Below are 16,641 nucleotides of genomic sequence, written 5' to 3'. Positions count from 1 at the left end.
ATATTGTAGGGAGGCCGACCGCGGGTTGGGTTGGAAAGACGTAAAAATCCGACGAATCGGCGTGCGTCACTACTCGCGGACTATCTGCGGCCGACCGAATCCCAGGCTGGCGATCCTGCCGGCCAGCACCTCTGCCGATGCGGCATCCGCCGCGCCGACACGCAAGCGCCACAACGGACGGTCCGCCCCCGGCACGTCACTGAGCCGTGCGTCGGCGATACCGGCTGCGGTCAGGCGGGCGAGCGCGCGGTCGGCATTGTCGCGGCTGGAAAAGCTGGCGACCTGCAGTTGCAGGGCGGCCGGCAAGGTCGCCGCCGGTGCAACGACCGCTGCAGGCGGAGCGGCAGGCGTCACCGATGCAGAGGCAGCCGCCGTGGCCGCCACCGGCGCGCCCGGCTTGCCAGAGGCCACGCGCACGCCATTGGCCTTCATCCAGGCCTCGAAACCTGCGGCGCTGGGCGCGTCGCCCGGTTTGGCGGGTACGTGGTAGCGCGCGGCGTCCTTCGGCAACTGCCCGACCAGCTGGTCCATCGCCGACGACGAAGGCGCGGGCGCGGGCGCGGGCGCGGCGGCGAGCGTGCTGCCGTCCGGGGTCAGCGCGCGCACTTCGACGCGCCCTGTGCCGCGCTGGGTGATGCCCAGGCGGACCGCAGCGGCGTAGCTAAGGTCAATCACGCGCCCTTCGTGGAAGGGGCCGCGATCGTTCACGCGGACGACCACCGACTTGCCGTTGTCCAGGTTGGTAACCCGCGCGAAGCTCGGCAGCGGCAGCGACTTGTGCGCAGCGCTGTAGGCATACATGTCGTACACCTCCTGGTTGGAGGTGCGGCGGCCGTGGAACTTGTTGCCGTAGTACGACGCGGTGCCCTGCTCGACGTAGCCATCGACGCGGTCGAGCACCTTGTACTGCTTGCCCAGCACCGAATACGGCGACTTGTTGCCCACGCGTGAGCGCGGCTCGGCGGTGACCAGCGGTTCTCGGATGCAGTCCAGGTCGGGCACATGGTCCGGCGTGGTGTCCGACACCCCGGGCTTGTAAAGACCGCCAGCGGTGTAGTCGCCGCGCGTGGACAGGTCTTCCTGTGCGGGCGCGTAGCGCGAGCAGTCCTTGCCGGCGATGGTCGGCGACGGCGTGGCAGGCGATGGTCGCGATGCGCTGCCGCCCAACGGCGACGGCGACTTCTTCGGTGCCGTGCTGCACGCGGCCAGGGCCACCGCCAGCAGCGGCAGGGCCAGCCACTTCATGCCGGCGGGATCTCGCGACCGGCAATGGCCTGCGACAGCTGGTGCACGGCCATCGCGTACATCTTGGAGTTGTTGTAGCGGGTGATCGCGTAGTAGTTCTGGAAGCCCAGCCAGTACTGCTTGCCGTCGGCGCCATCCAACTGCACCAGCGTGGCGGTGGCATCGGGTGCGACGGGCTCGATCGGGCGGTAGCCCTTCTCGGCCAGCTGTGCCAGCGTGTAGTCCGGCGTCCACGTCTCGGGATTGAACTCGGCGAACCCATCCTGCAGCTGCGCGCGCGCCACCACCGCGCCACCCGGCACCCAGCCGCCGCGCTCGCCGCCCTTCTTGCGGAAGTAGTTGGCGATCGAGGCGAAGATGTCCGGGTAGGTGGTGAACAGGTCGCGTCGACCGTCGCCGTTGCCGTCCACGGCGAACTCGCGATAGCTGGACGGCATGAACTGGCCCAGCCCCATCGCGCCGGCATAGCTGCCGGTCAGCGACGCGATGTCGAGTTTCTCTTCGCGGCCCAGCGCGAACAGCTGCGCCAGTTCGTCGCGGAAGAACTGCTCCCGCCGGTGCTCGTAGGCGGCTCGCGCCGGATCACCGCTCCGCGGATAGCGGAACGCCAGCGTGTACAGCGCGTCCAGTACCTTGTGGCGACCAGTGAACCCGCCGTAATTGGTCTCCACGCCGATGATCGACACGATCACCTCGGCGGGCACGCCGTACTGCTGTTCGACACGGGTCAGTTCGTCACGGTGCGCCGCGATGAACTTGCGGCCGCCGTCGATGCGCGTCTGGGTCAGGAAGCCGACGCGGTACTCGCTCCAGGGCTTCACCCGTTCGGCCGGTCGCGACATCGCCGCAACCACGCTGTCGAGGAACTGCGCCTTGGCCAGCGTGGCTTCGATCTCGGCCGGCGCGATGCCGTATTTCGCCGCCGTGTCGCGCACGAAGTTCGCTCTCGCGGTCGCGAAGTCGACCGGCTTCAAGGCATCGGCGGAGACCTCGGCCACGCGTTCGACCGAGGTTTCGGCCGGCGTTGCCGCGGCGGGAGTTGAGGGAGCATCGGTCGCCGTGGAAGCCGGCGCCGGCGGTTGCGGTGTGGCGCAAGCCGCGAGGCCCAGCACCAGCAGACAGGGAAGAGCGCGTCGCATCATCGGCGCGAGCGTAGCACGCACCTTTCAGGACAGGGTGAACAGCGCACGCTGCACAGACGTGCACTGATGGCGTCGTCAGTACCCGTGCACCGGGCGATGCGCACGCACTGCCATCACCAGGCCCAGCCCCGCGAGCAGCGACACCGCCGAGGTACCGCCGTAACTGAGCAACGGCATCGGCACGCCGACCACGGGCAACAGGCCGGACACCATGCCGCCGTTGACGATGACGTACACGAACAACGCCATGCCCAGCGTGCCGGCGAGCAGGCGCGAATAGGTGTCGCGCGCGTCCATCGCGATCCACAGGCAACGGCCCACGACGAACAGATACAGCGACAGTGCCACCGCCACGCCGACCCAGCCGAATTCCTCCGACAGCACCGAGAAGATGAAGTCCGTGGTGTGCTCGGGCAGGTAATCCAGGTGCGACTGCGAGCCCTGCCCCCAGCCCTTGCCGGTCCAGCCGCCGCCGCCGATGGCGATCTTCGACTGCAGGATGTTCCAGCCGGCGCCCAGCGGATCGTTCTCCGGATCACGGAAGGTCAGGATGCGGTTCTGCTGGTACTCGCGCAGGAACGAGAACCACGAGATCGGCGCGAACATCACCAGACCCACCGCCGTACCGCCAAACACGCCGGCAGTGATGAACCACCACCACGACAGCCCGGCGAGGTACAGGCCGAACACGCCACTGGCCGCCACCAGCATCGCCGTGCCGAAGTCCGGCTGCAGCAGGATCAGTCCGGTCGGCAGGCCGATCAGCAGCGCCGACACGATCGTCGTGCGCCAGCCGGGCGGCAGCGGCTCGCGATGCAGGTACCACGCCAGCATCATCGGCAGCGCGATCTTCAGCAGCTCCGACGGCTGCAGGTAGAAGAACTTCAGGTCGATCCAGTGCGCGCCGTGCTTGCCGGTACCGATGAACAGCACCAGCACCAGCGGCACCAGCGCCACCGCGAACACGCCCGGCGTCCATGCGCGCAATCGCACCGGCGTGACACGCGACAGCGCCCACATCGCTACCAGACCCACGCCGAAGCGGACGCCCTGCGCGACTACGAGCCGCGAACCCAGTGCTTCACCGCCGGCGCTGTACAACACCGCCAGACCGATCGCCATCAGCGCCAGCAGGGCGCCCAGCAGCAGCCAGTCCAGCGTGCGCAGCAGATGGCGCAGCAGGTCGAAGCCCCAGCGCAGCAGGTCGGTCATGCCGATACCCTCCGCCCGGACGCCGCCTCAAGCCCCTCTCCCGCCGGGAGAGGGGTTGGGGAGAGGGTCGGGACAGGCGCGATGCTGGACAGACCTGAAGCAGTCGGTGCGAACGCGGCGACGCCATGCGCGCTTCCACCCACACGACCTTCGTTGCCCCTCACCCCAACCCCTCTACCGGGGGGAGAGGGGCTCGTGCCCTGGCTTGGATTCGTGCCCGGCGTCGGATTCGCGGGCGGTGCCGTTGTGGGCGATGCCGGCGGTGTCGCGGGCGCCGTCCCTGCGGGAACTGCTTCTTCGCCCTCCTTCTCCGGCATCTTGCCCAGCAGGTAGGCATCGAAGATCTTGCGTGCCATCGGGCCTGCGGTGCTGCCGCCGTAGCCGCCACCTTCCACCGCGATGGCGATGGCGATGGTCGGGTTGTCGGCCGGGGCGAAGCCGACGAACAGCGAGCGGTGGCGCAGGTGCATCGGCAGGCTGCGCGGATCGACGGCTGCGGTGCCGCGACGGCTGATCACCTGCGCGGTACCCGTCTTGCCCGCCATCAGATAGGGCGCGCCCAGCGCGGTGCGCCAGCCGGTGCCGCCTGGCTGCATGGTGTCCTGCATACCCAGCCGCACCACCTCGACATTCGCGGGGTTGGGACTGATCGCAACGGGCGCGGGTTGCGGCATCGGCTCCCAGGGACGATCGAAGCCTACGCGCGCCTCACTGACCAGGTGCGGACGACGCATCTGTCCGTTGGCGATGCCCGCCGTCGCACGCACGAGCTGGAGCGGCGTGACCTTCCAGTCGCCCTGGCCGATGGCGACGTTGACGGTGTCGCCGGGATACCAGCGCTCCTTGCGTGTCTTCAGCTTGGCTGCCGGCGACGGCAGGATGCCGCCGATCTCGCCCCGCAGGTCCACGCCGGTCGGCTGGCCGAAGCCGTAGTGCTCCATGTAGTCGTCGAACTGCGCGATGCCCAGATCCAGCGCCAGCCGGTAGTAGTACGTATTGACCGACTGCGAGATCGACTTGCGCAGGTTGGTGACGCCATGGCCGCGGCGGCTGGCATCGCCCCAGCCACGGCTGGTGCCGGGCAGGTAGAACATACCGGTGGAGACCACCGTGTCCTCGGGCTTGCGCTTGCCGCTGTCCAGCCCGGCCAGCGCGATCAGCGGCTTCAGCGTCGAGCCCGGCGCCACGCCGCCCAGCACCAGCCGGTTGAACTGCGGTCGCGACGGGTTGTCGTTGAGCAGCTTGAAGTCCTTGCTGGAAATGCCGTTGACGAACAGATTGGGGTCGTAGCTCGGCAGGCTGACCATCGCGAGGATTTCGCCGGTGCGCGGATCGACCGCGATCGCCGAGCCTTCGAGCTCACCAAACGAATCGACGATGGCCTGCTGCAGCTTCGCATCGACGCTCAACCGCAGGTCGGTACCCGCCTGTGCCGGCACGCGTCCGACCACGCGCAGCGCGCGGCCTTCCACGTTGGTCTCCACCTTCTCGTAGCCGATCCGGCCGCGCAGTTGCTCGTCGTAATAGCGCTCCAGGCCGGTCTTGCCGATATGGGTCAACGCCGAATTGATTTCGCCCAGCGTTTCCAAGTCCTTCTCGTCGACGCGGCCGACGTAGCCGACGATGTGCGCGAACAGCTCGCCATACGGGTAGCGGCGGGTGAGGTACGGCACCAGTTCGACACCAGGATAGCGCCAGCGGTCCACCGCGAAGCGCGCCATTTCCTCTTCGCTGACGCGCAGCTTCAGCGTGATCGGGCGGAACCCGCGCGTGGCCTTGCGCGTGGCTTCGAAACGCTCGATGTCCTCGGGCGAGAGGTCGATGATTTTCGCCAGGTCGCCTATCAGCTTCGCCGGCTCCTTGACCTTGTCGGGCGTGACGTCGAGGCGGAATGCCGGCACGTTTTCCGCCAGCAGCAGCCCGTTGCGGTCATAGATGGTGCCGCGCCCGGGCACGACCGGCCGCGGACGGATGCGGTTGGCTTCCGAGCGCGTGGCGTAGTCGTCGTGGTCGATGACCTGCAGCTTGAAGTACCACGCACCCAGGCCCAGCAGGCACAGCGCCACCACCACGAAACCCGTGACCGCGCGGCGGCGGAACTGGTCGGCTTCGGCATGCGGATTCTTGCCGCGCCGGCGTGGCCCGACCATCGCTCAACCCCGCCTGCGGCGACCGAGCCGCAACGCGTCCATCAGCACGAACAGCGGCGGCCAGAACAGCATGCCCAGCAGCGGCGCCCACCAGTACTGCCAGGGCAGCGTGGGCTCGCCGAGCGCCAGGTGCACGACCGTGGTGACGATGCGGTCGTTGAGCAGCAGGCCGCCGATGGCCAGCGCCTGCTGCGACATCGGGAAGAAGCGCAGCCGCGCGCGGAAGCGCTGCAGGATGAAGGCCATGATCAGCAGGCGCAGGGCCTGCTCGCCCAGCAACGTGCCGAACATCAGATCGGCGATCAGACCGATGATGACGGCGAATCCGAGGCCGGCACTGTCCGGCGCCTCGATCACCCAGTACGCCACTATCAGCGCCAGCCAGTACGGGCGCAGCGGTTGCAGCAGGTCCGGCAGCGGCAGCAGGCCCAGCAGCAGGGCGACAAGGATGCTCAGCGGCATCAGCCAGCCGGTACGCGCGCGACTCATCGCTGCGGCTCCTGCGGGGGCGAGGCCGGACGGGTCGAAGCCGGCGCTTTCTGCCCCTGTCCCGCCGGGAGAGGGGTTGGGGTGAGGGTCGGGGCGTTCGCGGTGCGGGGGGCTCGCGAAGAAGCCGTCCCCGGCGCGGAAACATTCTGGTCGCCCGCAGCATTCCCGGCTTCGTTGCCCCTCTCCCCTACCCCGCTCCCGCCGGGAGAGGGGCTTTGGGTCGTCGGCGCGGCAGGTGCTTGTACGCCGCCCGCCTGCGCGGGATCAGTCGCCTCCGGCAGGAACCGGCTCGGATCCGCCGGCGGCAACGGCAGCGGCGGGGCGGACTTCAGCAACAGCACGTCGCGGCCGCGGTCCAGGCGCGCCGCCGGCGTGACGTCGCCGACCAGGAAGGCATGGCTGTCGTCCGGGCGCAGCGCGGCGATCGTGCCGACCGGGAAGCCGGCCGGAAAACGCCCGCCCAGCCCCGAGGTCACCAGTACGTCGCCCACTTCCACGCCACTGTTGAGCGGCACGTCGGCCAGTTCCAGCAGATCGCTGCGGCCACGGCCGTAGACGATCAGGCGCACGCCGTTGCGTGCGACCACGACCGGCACCGCGTGGTCGGGATCGGTCAGCAGCAGCACCGTCGCGTGCGCCGAGGTGGTCTCGATGATCTGGCCCATCAGGCCGCCGGCATCGATGACCGACTGGCCGACGGTCGCACCGGCGCGGCTGCCGGCGTCCAGCACCAGCCGCTGGCGGCCAGGGGCGAGGTCGATGTCGAGGATCGGCGCCAACTGCACGTCCAGGCCACGCGAGGTCTTCACGCCCAGCAGGGCACGCAGCTGCGCGTTGTCGGCGGCGGCCGTCTGCAGCCGGGCGAGCCGGGCGTTGGCCACCAGCAGGTCGTTGCGCAGTCGGCCGTTCTCTTCGATCAGGCCGGTGCGGGTGGCCGCATCGTCCTGCACGCGGGTGGTCACGCGTCCGGGCAGGCCCGCCACCCACCACAACGGCTGGGTGACCACGTTGGCGTGCGCGCGCAGCTGCGAGAGCCAGCCGCCGCGGTGGTCCAGGATCACCAGGGCAATGGTCAGCGCCAGGTAGCCCAGCAGCCGCAGCGTGCTGGCGACATCACCGGGACGGGAAGCGACGGGAGGGCCGGCGTAGGAGGGCACGTCAGGGCCGAAGGGAGGGAGATCGGAGGGGGCCGCCCGGCAGATGCGCGGTGCGGAGGAACGTCAGCGTGCCCGGGGCGGCATCGGGGCGTCGGAGCGGCGTTGCCGCTCCCGTTCGCCGATGCCGTGTGACCGGCCTCATTCCGGCGCGAAGAACTCGTTGCCGTGCATGTCGACCAGTTCCAGCGCACGGCCACCGCCACGCGCCACGCAGGTCAGCGGATCGTCCGCCACCTGCACGTGCAGGCCGGTCTCCTCGCTGATCAGGCGATCCAGGTCGCGCAGCAGGGCGCCGCCACCGGTCAGCACGATGCCGCGCTCGGCGACGTCGGCACACAGTTCCGGCGGGGTCTGCTCCAGCGCCAGCTTGACCGCGCTGACGATGCCGGACAGCGGCTCGTGCAGCGCTTCCAGCACTTCGTTGGAGTTGATCTTGATCATCTTCGGCACGCCCTCGGCGAGGTTGCGGCCGGAAATCTCCATTTCCTGCACGTCCGCCTGCGGGTAGGCGCAGCCGATTTCCAGCTTGATGCGCTCGGCCGTGGCTTCACCGATCAGCATGCCGTGGTTGCGACGCACGTAGTTGGTGATGAACTCGTCGAAGCGGTCGCCACCGATGCGGACCGACTGCGAGTAGACGATGCCGTTCAGCGAGATGACGGCCACCTCGGTGGTACCGCCGCCGATGTCGATGACCATCGAGCCGCGCGCTTCGGTCACCGGCATGCCGGCACCGATCGCGGCCGCCATCGGCTCCTCGATCAGGTAGACGTCGCGCGCGCCGGCCTCTTCGGCCGATTCCTTGATCGCGCGGCGCTCGACCTGGGTGCTGCCGGCCGGCACGCAGACCAGCACGCGGGGGCTGGGGCGCAGGAAGCGCGACTTGTGCACCTTCTTGATGAAGTACTTCAGCATCGCCTCGGTGTAGGTGAAGTCGGCGATCACGCCGTCCTTCATCGGGCGGATGGTGGTGATGTGGCCCGGGGTACGGCCCAGCATCTGCTTGGCCTCGGCACCGACCGCCGCGACCGAACGCGAACCGCCGATGGCGCGGTCCTGGCGGACGGCCACGACCGAGGGTTCGTTGAGCACGATGCCCTGCCCGCGCACGTAGATCAGGGTGTTGGCCGTGCCCAGATCGATGGACAGGTCGTTGGAGAACATGCCGCGGAGCTTCTTGAACATCGGGGGACGGGTTCCTGCTGGGGGCTGGAAAATCGCGCGGGGCTGGCGATTTTTTGGGCAAAAAACAAGTCGGCTAGCCTAACAATCCGGCATGGAGCGGGCAAGGAAAAATCTCGTGAATCCGCGGGGAAAACCGTCGTTCGCACCTCGCGTACGTGTCGCTCGACAGTGCCGCCACGCGAGCCGGCGCCGCCGATCAAGACTGGCCGCAGGCCGGCCCAGCCGGTAACCTTCGCACCGGCGCGCCGGGAATGGGGCGCACGTCCCGCTTTTCCAGCGGCCCGGGACGGCCGCACCCGCTTCCAGTCGAGCCTGCCGATGTCCGCACTGATCTGTGGTTCCCTTGCCTACGACACCATCATGGTGTTCCCGGACCAGTTCAAGAACCACATCCTGCCGGACAAGGTGCACATCCTGAACGTGTCGTTCCTGGTGCCGCGCATGCGCCGCGAGTTCGGCGGCTGCGCCGGCAACATCGCCTACAACCTGAAGCTGTTGGGCGGCGATCCGATCCCGATGGCCACGGTGGGCCAGGACTTCGGCCCCTACCGCGCCCACATGGAAGCCTGTGGCATCCGCCTGGACTGCGTGCGCGTGTTCGAGGAACAGTTCACCCCGCAGTGCTTCATCACCACCGACCTGGACAACAACCAGATCACCGCGTTCCACCCGGGCGCGATGTCGGACTCGCACAGCAACCACGTGCGCGACGTCGCCGGCGTGAGCTTCGGCATCGTGGCGCCGGACGGCCGCGAAGGCATGATGCAGAACTCCAGGGAATTCAACGAGCTGGGCATCCCCTTCATCTTCGACCCGGGCCAGGCGATGCCGTTGTTCAACGGCGAGGAACTGCGCACGTTCATCGAACAGGCCGACTACGTCGTCGTCAACGATTACGAGTCCAATCTGCTGCAGACCCGCACCGGCTGGGACGAGAAGCAGATCGTCTCCCGCGTGAAGGCCTACATCACCACCCTCGGCCCGCGCGGCGCGGTGGTGCATACGCCGGAGAAGACCTACGAGATTCCGCCGGCGCACGAGCGCCGCGTGGTCGACCCGACCGGCTGCGGCGATGCCTTCCGCGCCGGCCTGATCTTCGGCATCGAGAAGGGCTTCGACTGGCTGACCATCGGCCGCATGGGCAACCTGATGGGCGCCCTGAAGGTCGAGCATCCCGGCACGCAGAACCAGCGCTTCGACTTCGACGAATTCAACGCGCAGTTCAAGCAGCAGTTCGGTTACGCGCTGTAATCAGCCGGCGTCGAGGCCGGCCAGGATCGCAGCGCAGTCGGGTGTCCGCCACGTTGCCAGCGCCGGCCAGCCCTCACCCGCGCAGTTGACCAGCAGCGTGTGCGTGCCAGCGGCACGGCCGCATTCCAGGTCGAACAGGTAGTCGCCAACCATCACCATCTGCGCTGGCGGCACGGCCCAGCGGTCCGCGAAGTACAGCAGGCCATCCGGCGCAGGCTTGGGCACCGTCTCGTCGCGTCCGATGATGTCCGCCTCGTCGAAGACGTCTCCCAGGCCGATCGCCTCCAGCGTCACCCTGGCCAGCGCGCGCGCGTTGCGGGTGAGGATGCCCAGGCGGCAACCCCTGCCCTGCAGGGCGCGCACCAGTGCGACCGCACCGGTCGCGGCCGTCGCTGCCTCGGCCAGCGCACGTTCGTGCTGCATCAGCCAGTCGCGCTTGCGCTGCGCCTCGTCCGCCGGCAGTACCGCCAGATGGCCCAGGATGTCGGCCGCGGGCGGGATGTCCAGCGCGCGCCGGATTAGCGCGAAATCGTGCACGGCCTCCGTCAGCGTGCCGTCCAGGTCGAACACCCAGTGGCGCAGCGCCGCGAGCGCGGGCGTCGTTGCCCCGCCCACTTCGACCGGCACCCGTGTCAGTCCCAGCCTGGCATCTGGCTTCCGTCCAGCCCACCGGTCTCGAACACGGCCTTGCGGGTGCTGCCGTCCTTTACCTGGAACTCGACTTCCAGTTCCTTCGTCTTGCGCACGAGGCGCCACAAGGCCTTGTTGTCGTCGATGAACATCGCCGTGGCTTCGTCGGTGTCCGGACGATGGGCGGCCATGCGCTTCGCTGCTGCGCCATCGGCCACCACGGTCACCTGGCACCGGCTGTAGCAGGCCTTGGCGAAGTCGCTGGCCTGCAGCACCAGATAGCTGCTGCGCTTCCATTCCGGATGGTCGCGGAACACCAGCTGCACCGGCTTGGCGCCGCTGCCGTCCACGTCCACGGGTTCCTTGCTGTAGATCATCGCGGAGCGCTGGGTGCCCTTGCCGGCCGGCACCTGTGCGTAGGCCCACAACGCTTCCATCCGGCGCTGGTCGCGCGCGGCCTCGGCCTTGCCCTTCACTTCGTCGAGCGACGGGCCGATGCGCGTGGCCGCCGTGCTCTGCGGGTACTGGTCGAGCAGCGCGACGCCGTGGATGCGCGCCATGTCCCAGTCATGGGAAGCGACGGCGCTGTCGTACTTCTTTGCCAGCTCATCGGCCTGCTGCTCGGTGGCCGCGGCCTGCGCCGCGGCAGCGGCGGCGCGTTCGGCCTCGCGGTCGCCACAGGCGGACAGTGCCATCGCGCAGGCGATCGCGAACAGGAGGGGTTTGATTGCGTGGTTCTTCATCGGGGTGTGCCTTGTTGGATCAACTGGGCGACCGCGGCCGCCACCTCGTCGGGTTTTTCCATGATGGACATGTGGCCGCAACCGTCCAGTGAAACCTGGATCGCCTGCGGCATCTTCGCGGCATACAGCGCCATCGCGCTGGCATCGATCACGCGGTCCTGCTTGCACCAGAGCAGCAAGGCCGGCTGGCGGATCGACGCGGCCAGCTCACCGGGCAGGAACCGCTCTTCACTGCGGCCGATGCGGTCCAGCACCTGCTGCTCGAACGGCGCCTGCGCGATGCGCCAGTCGATCACCGCCTTCGAGGCGGGCCACGGAATGGCCGGCTGCGCCGCACGGTCGTGGAAGACCGTGTCGAGGTAGCGCTGCAGCGATTCGACATCGTGGACGGCGAACGGATTCTCACCGGCCAGCACCGCGATGCCGAAGGCGTTGTCGTTGAAGCGTACGCCCGCCGCATCGATCAGGGCCACACGTGCGACCAGTTCGGGGTGCTCCGCGGCGGTGATCGCGGCGATGCCGCCGCCCATCGAATGCCCCAGCAGCACGATCGGACTGCCGTCGTGACGAATTGCGCGCAGGAACTCCGCCAGCCTCGCCGCCTGCGCCTTGAAACCATAGTCGGCGCCCGCGATGCGCTGGCTTTCACCCCAGCCGGGCAGGTCCGGGATCACCAGCCGATAGCGATCGCTCAGGCGCGCCGCCAGCGGATACCAGTTCTCCTTGCTGCCGGTGAAGCCGTGCACCATCACCACCGTCGGCGCCGCAGGATCCTGAGTCTCGCGTTCGTCATAGGCCCAGCGATGGTCGTCGATGACGATGCGCCGCTCCTCCAGCCCCGCCCACCATCCCTGCAGCGCCATGCCGTTGCGCAACGGCGCCATCGGATCGCGCCAGGCCCATACGGCCACGGCCGCGCAAACAAGAACGGCCGCCACCAGGGCGACCGTCCGTGTGCGGGTGAGGCGCAACGCCATCCCTTAAGGGCCTGCCGGCGCCTTCGCGAGCAGCGCTTCGACCGAACCGGTCGTGATCGGGTGATAGCCCGGCTTGGCACGCGCGAAGCTTTCCTTCGCCAGCGCCAGGCCTTCCGGCGTCTTCACCAGTTCCTCGTAGATCGGCATGATCAGCTTGCGACGGCCGACGCGCTCGATGAACTTGGCGATCTCCGGGCGCGCCTCCACGTAGCCGCTGCGGATGGTCAGCGGATACCAACGCATCGCGATCTCGCCGTTGGCGGTGCCGGTAAAGTGGTAGGCGTCATCCAGCTGCTTGAGCTGCTCGACCGTCAGCGTCTGGCCCATGCCTTCCAGGAAATGCACCCACTGCTGGGTCACCCAGGCGCTGGTCAGCTGCGGATTCGGCAGCTGGCCACTGCCCTGCCACGCGATGCGCGCGGTGTCGGTATTGGAGAAGCCACGCGACTGCACCTGCGGCGCGTTGGCCGGGATGCCCGTGCCATATACCCATGCCTGGATCTCGGCGTCGGTGACCAGGTTGGGATGCTTGTCGAACAGGTTCTTCTTCGCGTAGTCGAGGAACTGCTCGGTGGTGATGCTCTGGAACGCGAAGTGGTCGAAGTAGCCGCGCAGGAAGGCGTCGAACTCCTGCCGGCCGAAACGCTCTTCCAGGAACTGCAGGAACCACGCGCCCTTGTCGTACGACACTGCGCTCAGCGCGTCATCGGCATCCAGCTGCGTGCCCGGCTTGACCGCCAGCGACTGGGTCGCCTCCGGCATCGTGCCGATTTCCTTCTTCAGGCTGTTGCGGGCGATGGAGTACTCCATGCTGGAGGTCTCCTTGCCGTACAGCGCTTCGACGATGCGGTTCTCGACATAGCTGGTGAACCCCTCGTTCAACCAGCCGTGCTTGGCGCTGGAGAAGGTCACCAGGTTGCCCGACCAGCTGTGCGCCAGCTCGTGCGCGATCAGCGAGACCAGCGTCTTGTCGCCGACGATGACCGTGGGCGTGATGAAGCTCAGGCGCGGATTCTCCATGCCGCCGTACGGGAACGACGGCGGCAGCACCAGCATGTCGTAGCGGTCCCAGCGGTAGGGGCCGTATAGCTGCTCGGTGGCGGCGATCATCTTCTCGGTGTCTTCGAACTCCTTGGTGGCCCTATCGACCATCGCCGGCTCGGCCCACACGCCGCTGCGCGCGGAGATAGGCTTGAACACCAGGTCGCCGGCAGCAATCGCCATCAGGTACGACGGGATCTTCTGCGGCATCTTGAACGTGTAGTCGCCGTCGCGCGCGGCGGCCGGATCGTTGTCGGCGCTCATCAGCACCATCACGTCCGGACGCGAGGTCACGTGCGCGCTGTAGGTGTAGCGCACCTGCGGCGTGTCCTGCAGCGGCACCCAGCTGCGCGCATGGATCTGCTGCGACTGGCTGAACATGAAGGGCAGTTGCTTGCCTTCGGTCATCTCCGGCGTCAGCCACTGCAGGCCGGAGGCCTCCGGCGAGCTGGTGTAGGTGACCCTGACCTTGGCGTTGCGGGCAGGCGTCTCGATGGTCAGCTTGCTGCCCAGCACCGGGTCTTTGGCGGCCAGTGCGTACTGCAGCGGCGCCCAGGCGCCATTGGCCTCGCCCTCCACCTTCGAGATGGTCAGGTCGCGCGTGTCCAGTACCAGCTGGGTGGCGGCCTTGTCCTTCCAGTCGAGGGTGTAGGTGGCGGTGCCGCCGATGGTCTTGGCGTCGAAATCGACCGCGATGTCCAGCGCCAGGTCGTCGATGGCGACCTTCCGCGGTTCGGCGTAGGAATGCTCGTCCTGGTCGACGGGCGCTTCAACGGCGGGCTTGGGCGTGGCGGCCACGGGGGCGGGTTCGGGTTCCTTGGAACAACCGGCCGCCAGCACGGCGGCACAGGACAACAGCAAAGCCAGAGAACGCATCAGGGGACTTCCAGCGCTACGGGGGGAAGTGCCCAGTTTACCGCGCCGGGGCCCGGCCGCCCTCAGACCTTGTAGCCGGTATGGATCGCGACGATGCCGGCGGACAGGTTCTTGAAGCTGGTCCGCGCAAAGCCGGCCGCATCCATCATGCCCTGCAGCTCGGCCTGCGGCGGGTGTTTGCGGATGCTCTCGGCCAGGTACTGGTAGCTGCCGGCGTCCTGGGCGAACAGCTGGCCCAGCTTCGGCAGCACCTTGAAGGAGTGGAAGTCGTAGACCGGCTTGAACCAGTCCACGGTGACCTCGGAGAACTCCAGCACGCGCGCCTGGCCACCGACCTTCAACACGCGGTACATGTCGCGCAGCGCGGCTTCCTTGTCGGTGACATTGCGGAGGCCGAAGGCGATCGTCACCAGATCGAAACTCGCGTCCGGGAACGGCAGCGCCTCGGCGTTGCACTGCACGTATTCCAGGCCCTGCACCACGCCGCGGTCGGTCATGCGGTCGCGGCCCACCGACAGCATGCCGGCGTTGATGTCGCCCAGCACGATCTGGCCGGTGTCGCCCACGCGGTCCTTCAGCAGCGCGGCGATGTCGCCGGTGCCGCCCGCAAGGTCGAGCACACGGTCGCCGCGCTTCACCTGGCAGGTACCCACGAAATAGCGCTTCCAGACCCGATGGATGCCGAGGCTCATCAGGTCGTTCATCAGGTCGTATTTGCCGGCCACCGAGGTGAAGACCTCGCCGACCAGCTTCTGCTTGTCCTTGGCGGCGACGTCGCGGAAGCCGAAATGGGTGGTGCCGCGTTCGTAGGGGGATTCGCTCATGGCCGGATTATCGCACTACCCGCCGGCCGAGGTCCGCTCATCGCTCGAACAGCAGGCAGGCTGCGAAGGCCTGCCATCGACGCGTCAGCCTGCCGCAGGCGAGCGCGGCGCGCGGGCGCCTGTCCGTCGGCCCATCTCGATCTGTCGGACGCGCTTCTGCGGCACTCGCCGCCCGCGCAGGGGGACTGCCCTCGCGGGCGGGCACCGGGGCGCTCATCACGCGCGGCCGCGGCCCGACCCGTATCCGGAAGCCGCTGGATGTGGATGCGACGACCGAGACCCAGTGCCTGCCATCCGGCGTGCCCCACTGCTCGCCCACCTTCAACATCGAGCCTTCATTGCCGGACAGGTCGGCGGGCGGCAGATCGGTATCGAGACTGTAGGCAATGCCGTTCTCCGCCACCCGGTGCAGGATCACGGCATCGCCCGCCAGCCCTGCCTCGTAGGTGCCGCCGCGGCGCCGGGCTTCCACGGTGTAGGACACGGTCCGGTAAGGATCGGGCTGTGCCTCTCCCGCCAGCACCACCAGTTGGACATGGCGTGACTGCAGCACGCTGCCCGCGTCCAGCACGATCTCGTGAACCGCATTGTTGTCGGCGGGCACGACGACTTTGCGTGCCGGGGATATCCAGCCCAGGCGGTCGCGGTGATGCATGTTGAGGTGCTTGGGCAACAGTCCCAGCACCGGGTCGCTGCCCGCATGGCGCCAGGCATCGCTCATCAGGTCCCACGGATTGTCGTGGGGATCGGCATCGCCGTCCGAGTTGTCCGCATGCGGCAGTCCGTAGCCGTGCCCCATCTCGTGCGCCAGGCTGGCCACGTTGTCCGAGCCCCACGGCGGACTCCAGGTCGCGCGCGTGCAGGCATGGGCACCGTCCAGAACCGCGCAGGCACCACCGCCCCACGCGCGACCGTCGAGTTCGCCGTTGAACACCAGGTTGATGCCCTGCACGTTGCGGAAATCGACCTCCGCGTCGGCCTGCGCGGTGCAGTCGCTGAACAGTCGCGACAGATCCGCGCGCGGGCGTCCGCTGGCGCTCGTGATGTAGTCGGCGCGGGGTGCGGGCAGCGTGTACCACCCATGCGCGGTGCTGCCCGCCAGCGTGATGGCGCCGTAGGACACTTCCGACCAATAGTGACCCAACTGCCCCGGCGCCTCGCCGTACTGTGCCTGGAAGAAGGCGCGCGGCCTTGGCTCAGCCGTTACGTCAGCAAACTTGCACATCACCGTGACCCAGCGGGTGTTGCCGATCATCGGTGCCGCCATCGCGATGCGGCCACCAGCCTCCTGCGCGACAGCACGCGACGGCAGTCGACCGGCGGGAACAATGGTTTCGATTGATGGTCCCGCTCCCGCGTTCCTACGCGCGCCGTACGACACGGCGACACGCCGGTTCGACAAGGCGGAAAGATCACCGGCTGCCCGCATGGCCTCGGCCACGTCCAGCCGATGGCGCAGGCCCGGCCCCTGATCCAGCCACGCTTCCAGCAACGAGGGTGTCGGTGCGTGGCCGTTCGTTGCAGGGCGCGCATCTCCCCAACGGAGTTGCAACGTACCCTGCACCGGGCCATCCGCCCTTGCCTGCGGCAGCAGGCAAGCCCCGGCCAGCAGCACGGCGCACAGGCGTGCATGGCGGATGAATTTTCTTCCTGCTTCCCGTTGCGATTCCACGTCGGCCTCCCCGTCGTGACATCACGTGCACGACACACGACTCATCG

At 68.2% G+C, this 16,641-nt stretch carries 12 protein-coding genes and 2 pseudogenes; 1 reads left to right on the top strand and 13 read right to left on the bottom strand.

Annotated features, from left to right (window positions below; all coding sequences use genetic code 11):
* Window positions 1-69: 69 nt before the first annotated feature.
* From IB225_RS09165 to IB225_RS09135, 7 genes and pseudogenes are all read right to left on the bottom strand, one after another.
* Window positions 70-1,245: a septal ring lytic transglycosylase RlpA family protein gene (locus IB225_RS09165; protein WP_192310972.1), complete on the bottom strand. Its 1,176-nt coding sequence runs from the start codon at window positions 1,243-1,245 to the stop codon at window positions 70-72.
* The gene (mltB, locus tag IB225_RS09160) at window positions 1,242-2,387 is read right to left on the bottom strand and encodes a lytic murein transglycosylase B (RefSeq protein WP_192310971.1); all 1,146 of its coding nucleotides are present in this window, start codon (window positions 2,385-2,387) and stop codon (window positions 1,242-1,244) included. Before mltB ends, IB225_RS09165 begins: the two co-directional genes overlap by 4 nt.
* Window positions 2,388-2,462: 75 nt before the next feature.
* Window positions 2,463-3,599, bottom strand: a complete 1,137-nt coding sequence (gene rodA, locus IB225_RS09155; protein ID WP_192310970.1) for a rod shape-determining protein RodA — start codon at window positions 3,597-3,599, stop codon at window positions 2,463-2,465.
* A 314-nt stretch (window positions 3,600-3,913) separates the two neighbouring features.
* A pseudogene (gene mrdA, locus IB225_RS09150) lies at window positions 3,914-5,749 on the bottom strand (penicillin-binding protein 2); the annotation flags it as partial.
* A gap of 3 nt (window positions 5,750-5,752) precedes the next feature.
* The gene (mreD, locus tag IB225_RS09145) at window positions 5,753-6,238 is read right to left on the bottom strand and encodes a rod shape-determining protein MreD (RefSeq protein ID WP_192310968.1); all 486 of its coding nucleotides are present in this window, start codon (window positions 6,236-6,238) and stop codon (window positions 5,753-5,755) included.
* A gap of 104 nt (window positions 6,239-6,342) precedes the next feature.
* A pseudogene (gene mreC / locus IB225_RS09140) lies at window positions 6,343-7,395 on the bottom strand (rod shape-determining protein MreC); the annotation flags it as partial.
* Between the two features lie 138 nt (window positions 7,396-7,533).
* Window positions 7,534-8,580: a rod shape-determining protein gene (locus IB225_RS09135; RefSeq protein WP_192270868.1), complete on the bottom strand. Its 1,047-nt coding sequence runs from the start codon at window positions 8,578-8,580 to the stop codon at window positions 7,534-7,536.
* A 318-nt stretch (window positions 8,581-8,898) separates the two neighbouring features.
* Here IB225_RS09135 and IB225_RS09130 point away from each other — a divergent pair, with 318 nt between their 5' ends.
* The gene (locus tag IB225_RS09130; RefSeq protein ID WP_192310966.1) at window positions 8,899-9,831 is read left to right on the top strand and encodes a carbohydrate kinase family protein; all 933 of its coding nucleotides are present in this window, start codon (window positions 8,899-8,901) and stop codon (window positions 9,829-9,831) included.
* Here IB225_RS09130 and IB225_RS09125 read toward each other — a convergent pair whose 3' ends face one another.
* From IB225_RS09125 to IB225_RS09100, 6 genes are all read right to left on the bottom strand, one after another.
* On the bottom strand, window positions 9,832-10,458 hold the full coding sequence (locus IB225_RS09125) for an HAD family hydrolase (RefSeq protein ID WP_192310965.1): 627 nt from the start codon (window positions 10,456-10,458) through the stop codon (window positions 9,832-9,834).
* 5 nt (window positions 10,459-10,463) lie between these two features.
* Window positions 10,464-11,204, bottom strand: coding sequence for a hypothetical protein (locus IB225_RS09120; RefSeq protein ID WP_192310964.1), 741 nt, complete (start codon window positions 11,202-11,204; stop codon window positions 10,464-10,466).
* Complete coding sequence (locus tag IB225_RS09115) at window positions 11,201-12,181, bottom strand: alpha/beta hydrolase (RefSeq protein ID WP_192310963.1); 981 nt, start codon at window positions 12,179-12,181, stop codon at window positions 11,201-11,203. Before IB225_RS09115 ends, IB225_RS09120 begins: the two co-directional genes overlap by 4 nt.
* A gap of 3 nt (window positions 12,182-12,184) precedes the next feature.
* The gene (locus tag IB225_RS09110; protein WP_192310962.1) at window positions 12,185-14,098 is read right to left on the bottom strand and encodes a M1 family metallopeptidase; all 1,914 of its coding nucleotides are present in this window, start codon (window positions 14,096-14,098) and stop codon (window positions 12,185-12,187) included.
* 62 nt (window positions 14,099-14,160) lie between these two features.
* Window positions 14,161-14,922 carry a bifunctional demethylmenaquinone methyltransferase/2-methoxy-6-polyprenyl-1,4-benzoquinol methylase UbiE gene (ubiE, locus tag IB225_RS09105; RefSeq protein WP_192310961.1) on the bottom strand — a complete coding sequence of 254 codons (762 nt, stop codon included), beginning with the start codon at window positions 14,920-14,922 and terminating at the stop codon, window positions 14,161-14,163.
* A gap of 37 nt (window positions 14,923-14,959) precedes the next feature.
* Complete coding sequence (locus IB225_RS09100) at window positions 14,960-16,594, bottom strand: hypothetical protein (protein ID WP_192310960.1); 1,635 nt, start codon at window positions 16,592-16,594, stop codon at window positions 14,960-14,962.
* Between the last annotated feature and the right edge of the window lie 47 nt (window positions 16,595-16,641).

The organism is Pseudoxanthomonas sp. PXM02 (genome assembly GCF_014851805.1).
Classification (GTDB): domain Bacteria; phylum Pseudomonadota; class Gammaproteobacteria; order Xanthomonadales; family Xanthomonadaceae; genus Pseudoxanthomonas_A.
This window is presented reverse-complemented; position numbering and strand designations above follow the sequence as displayed.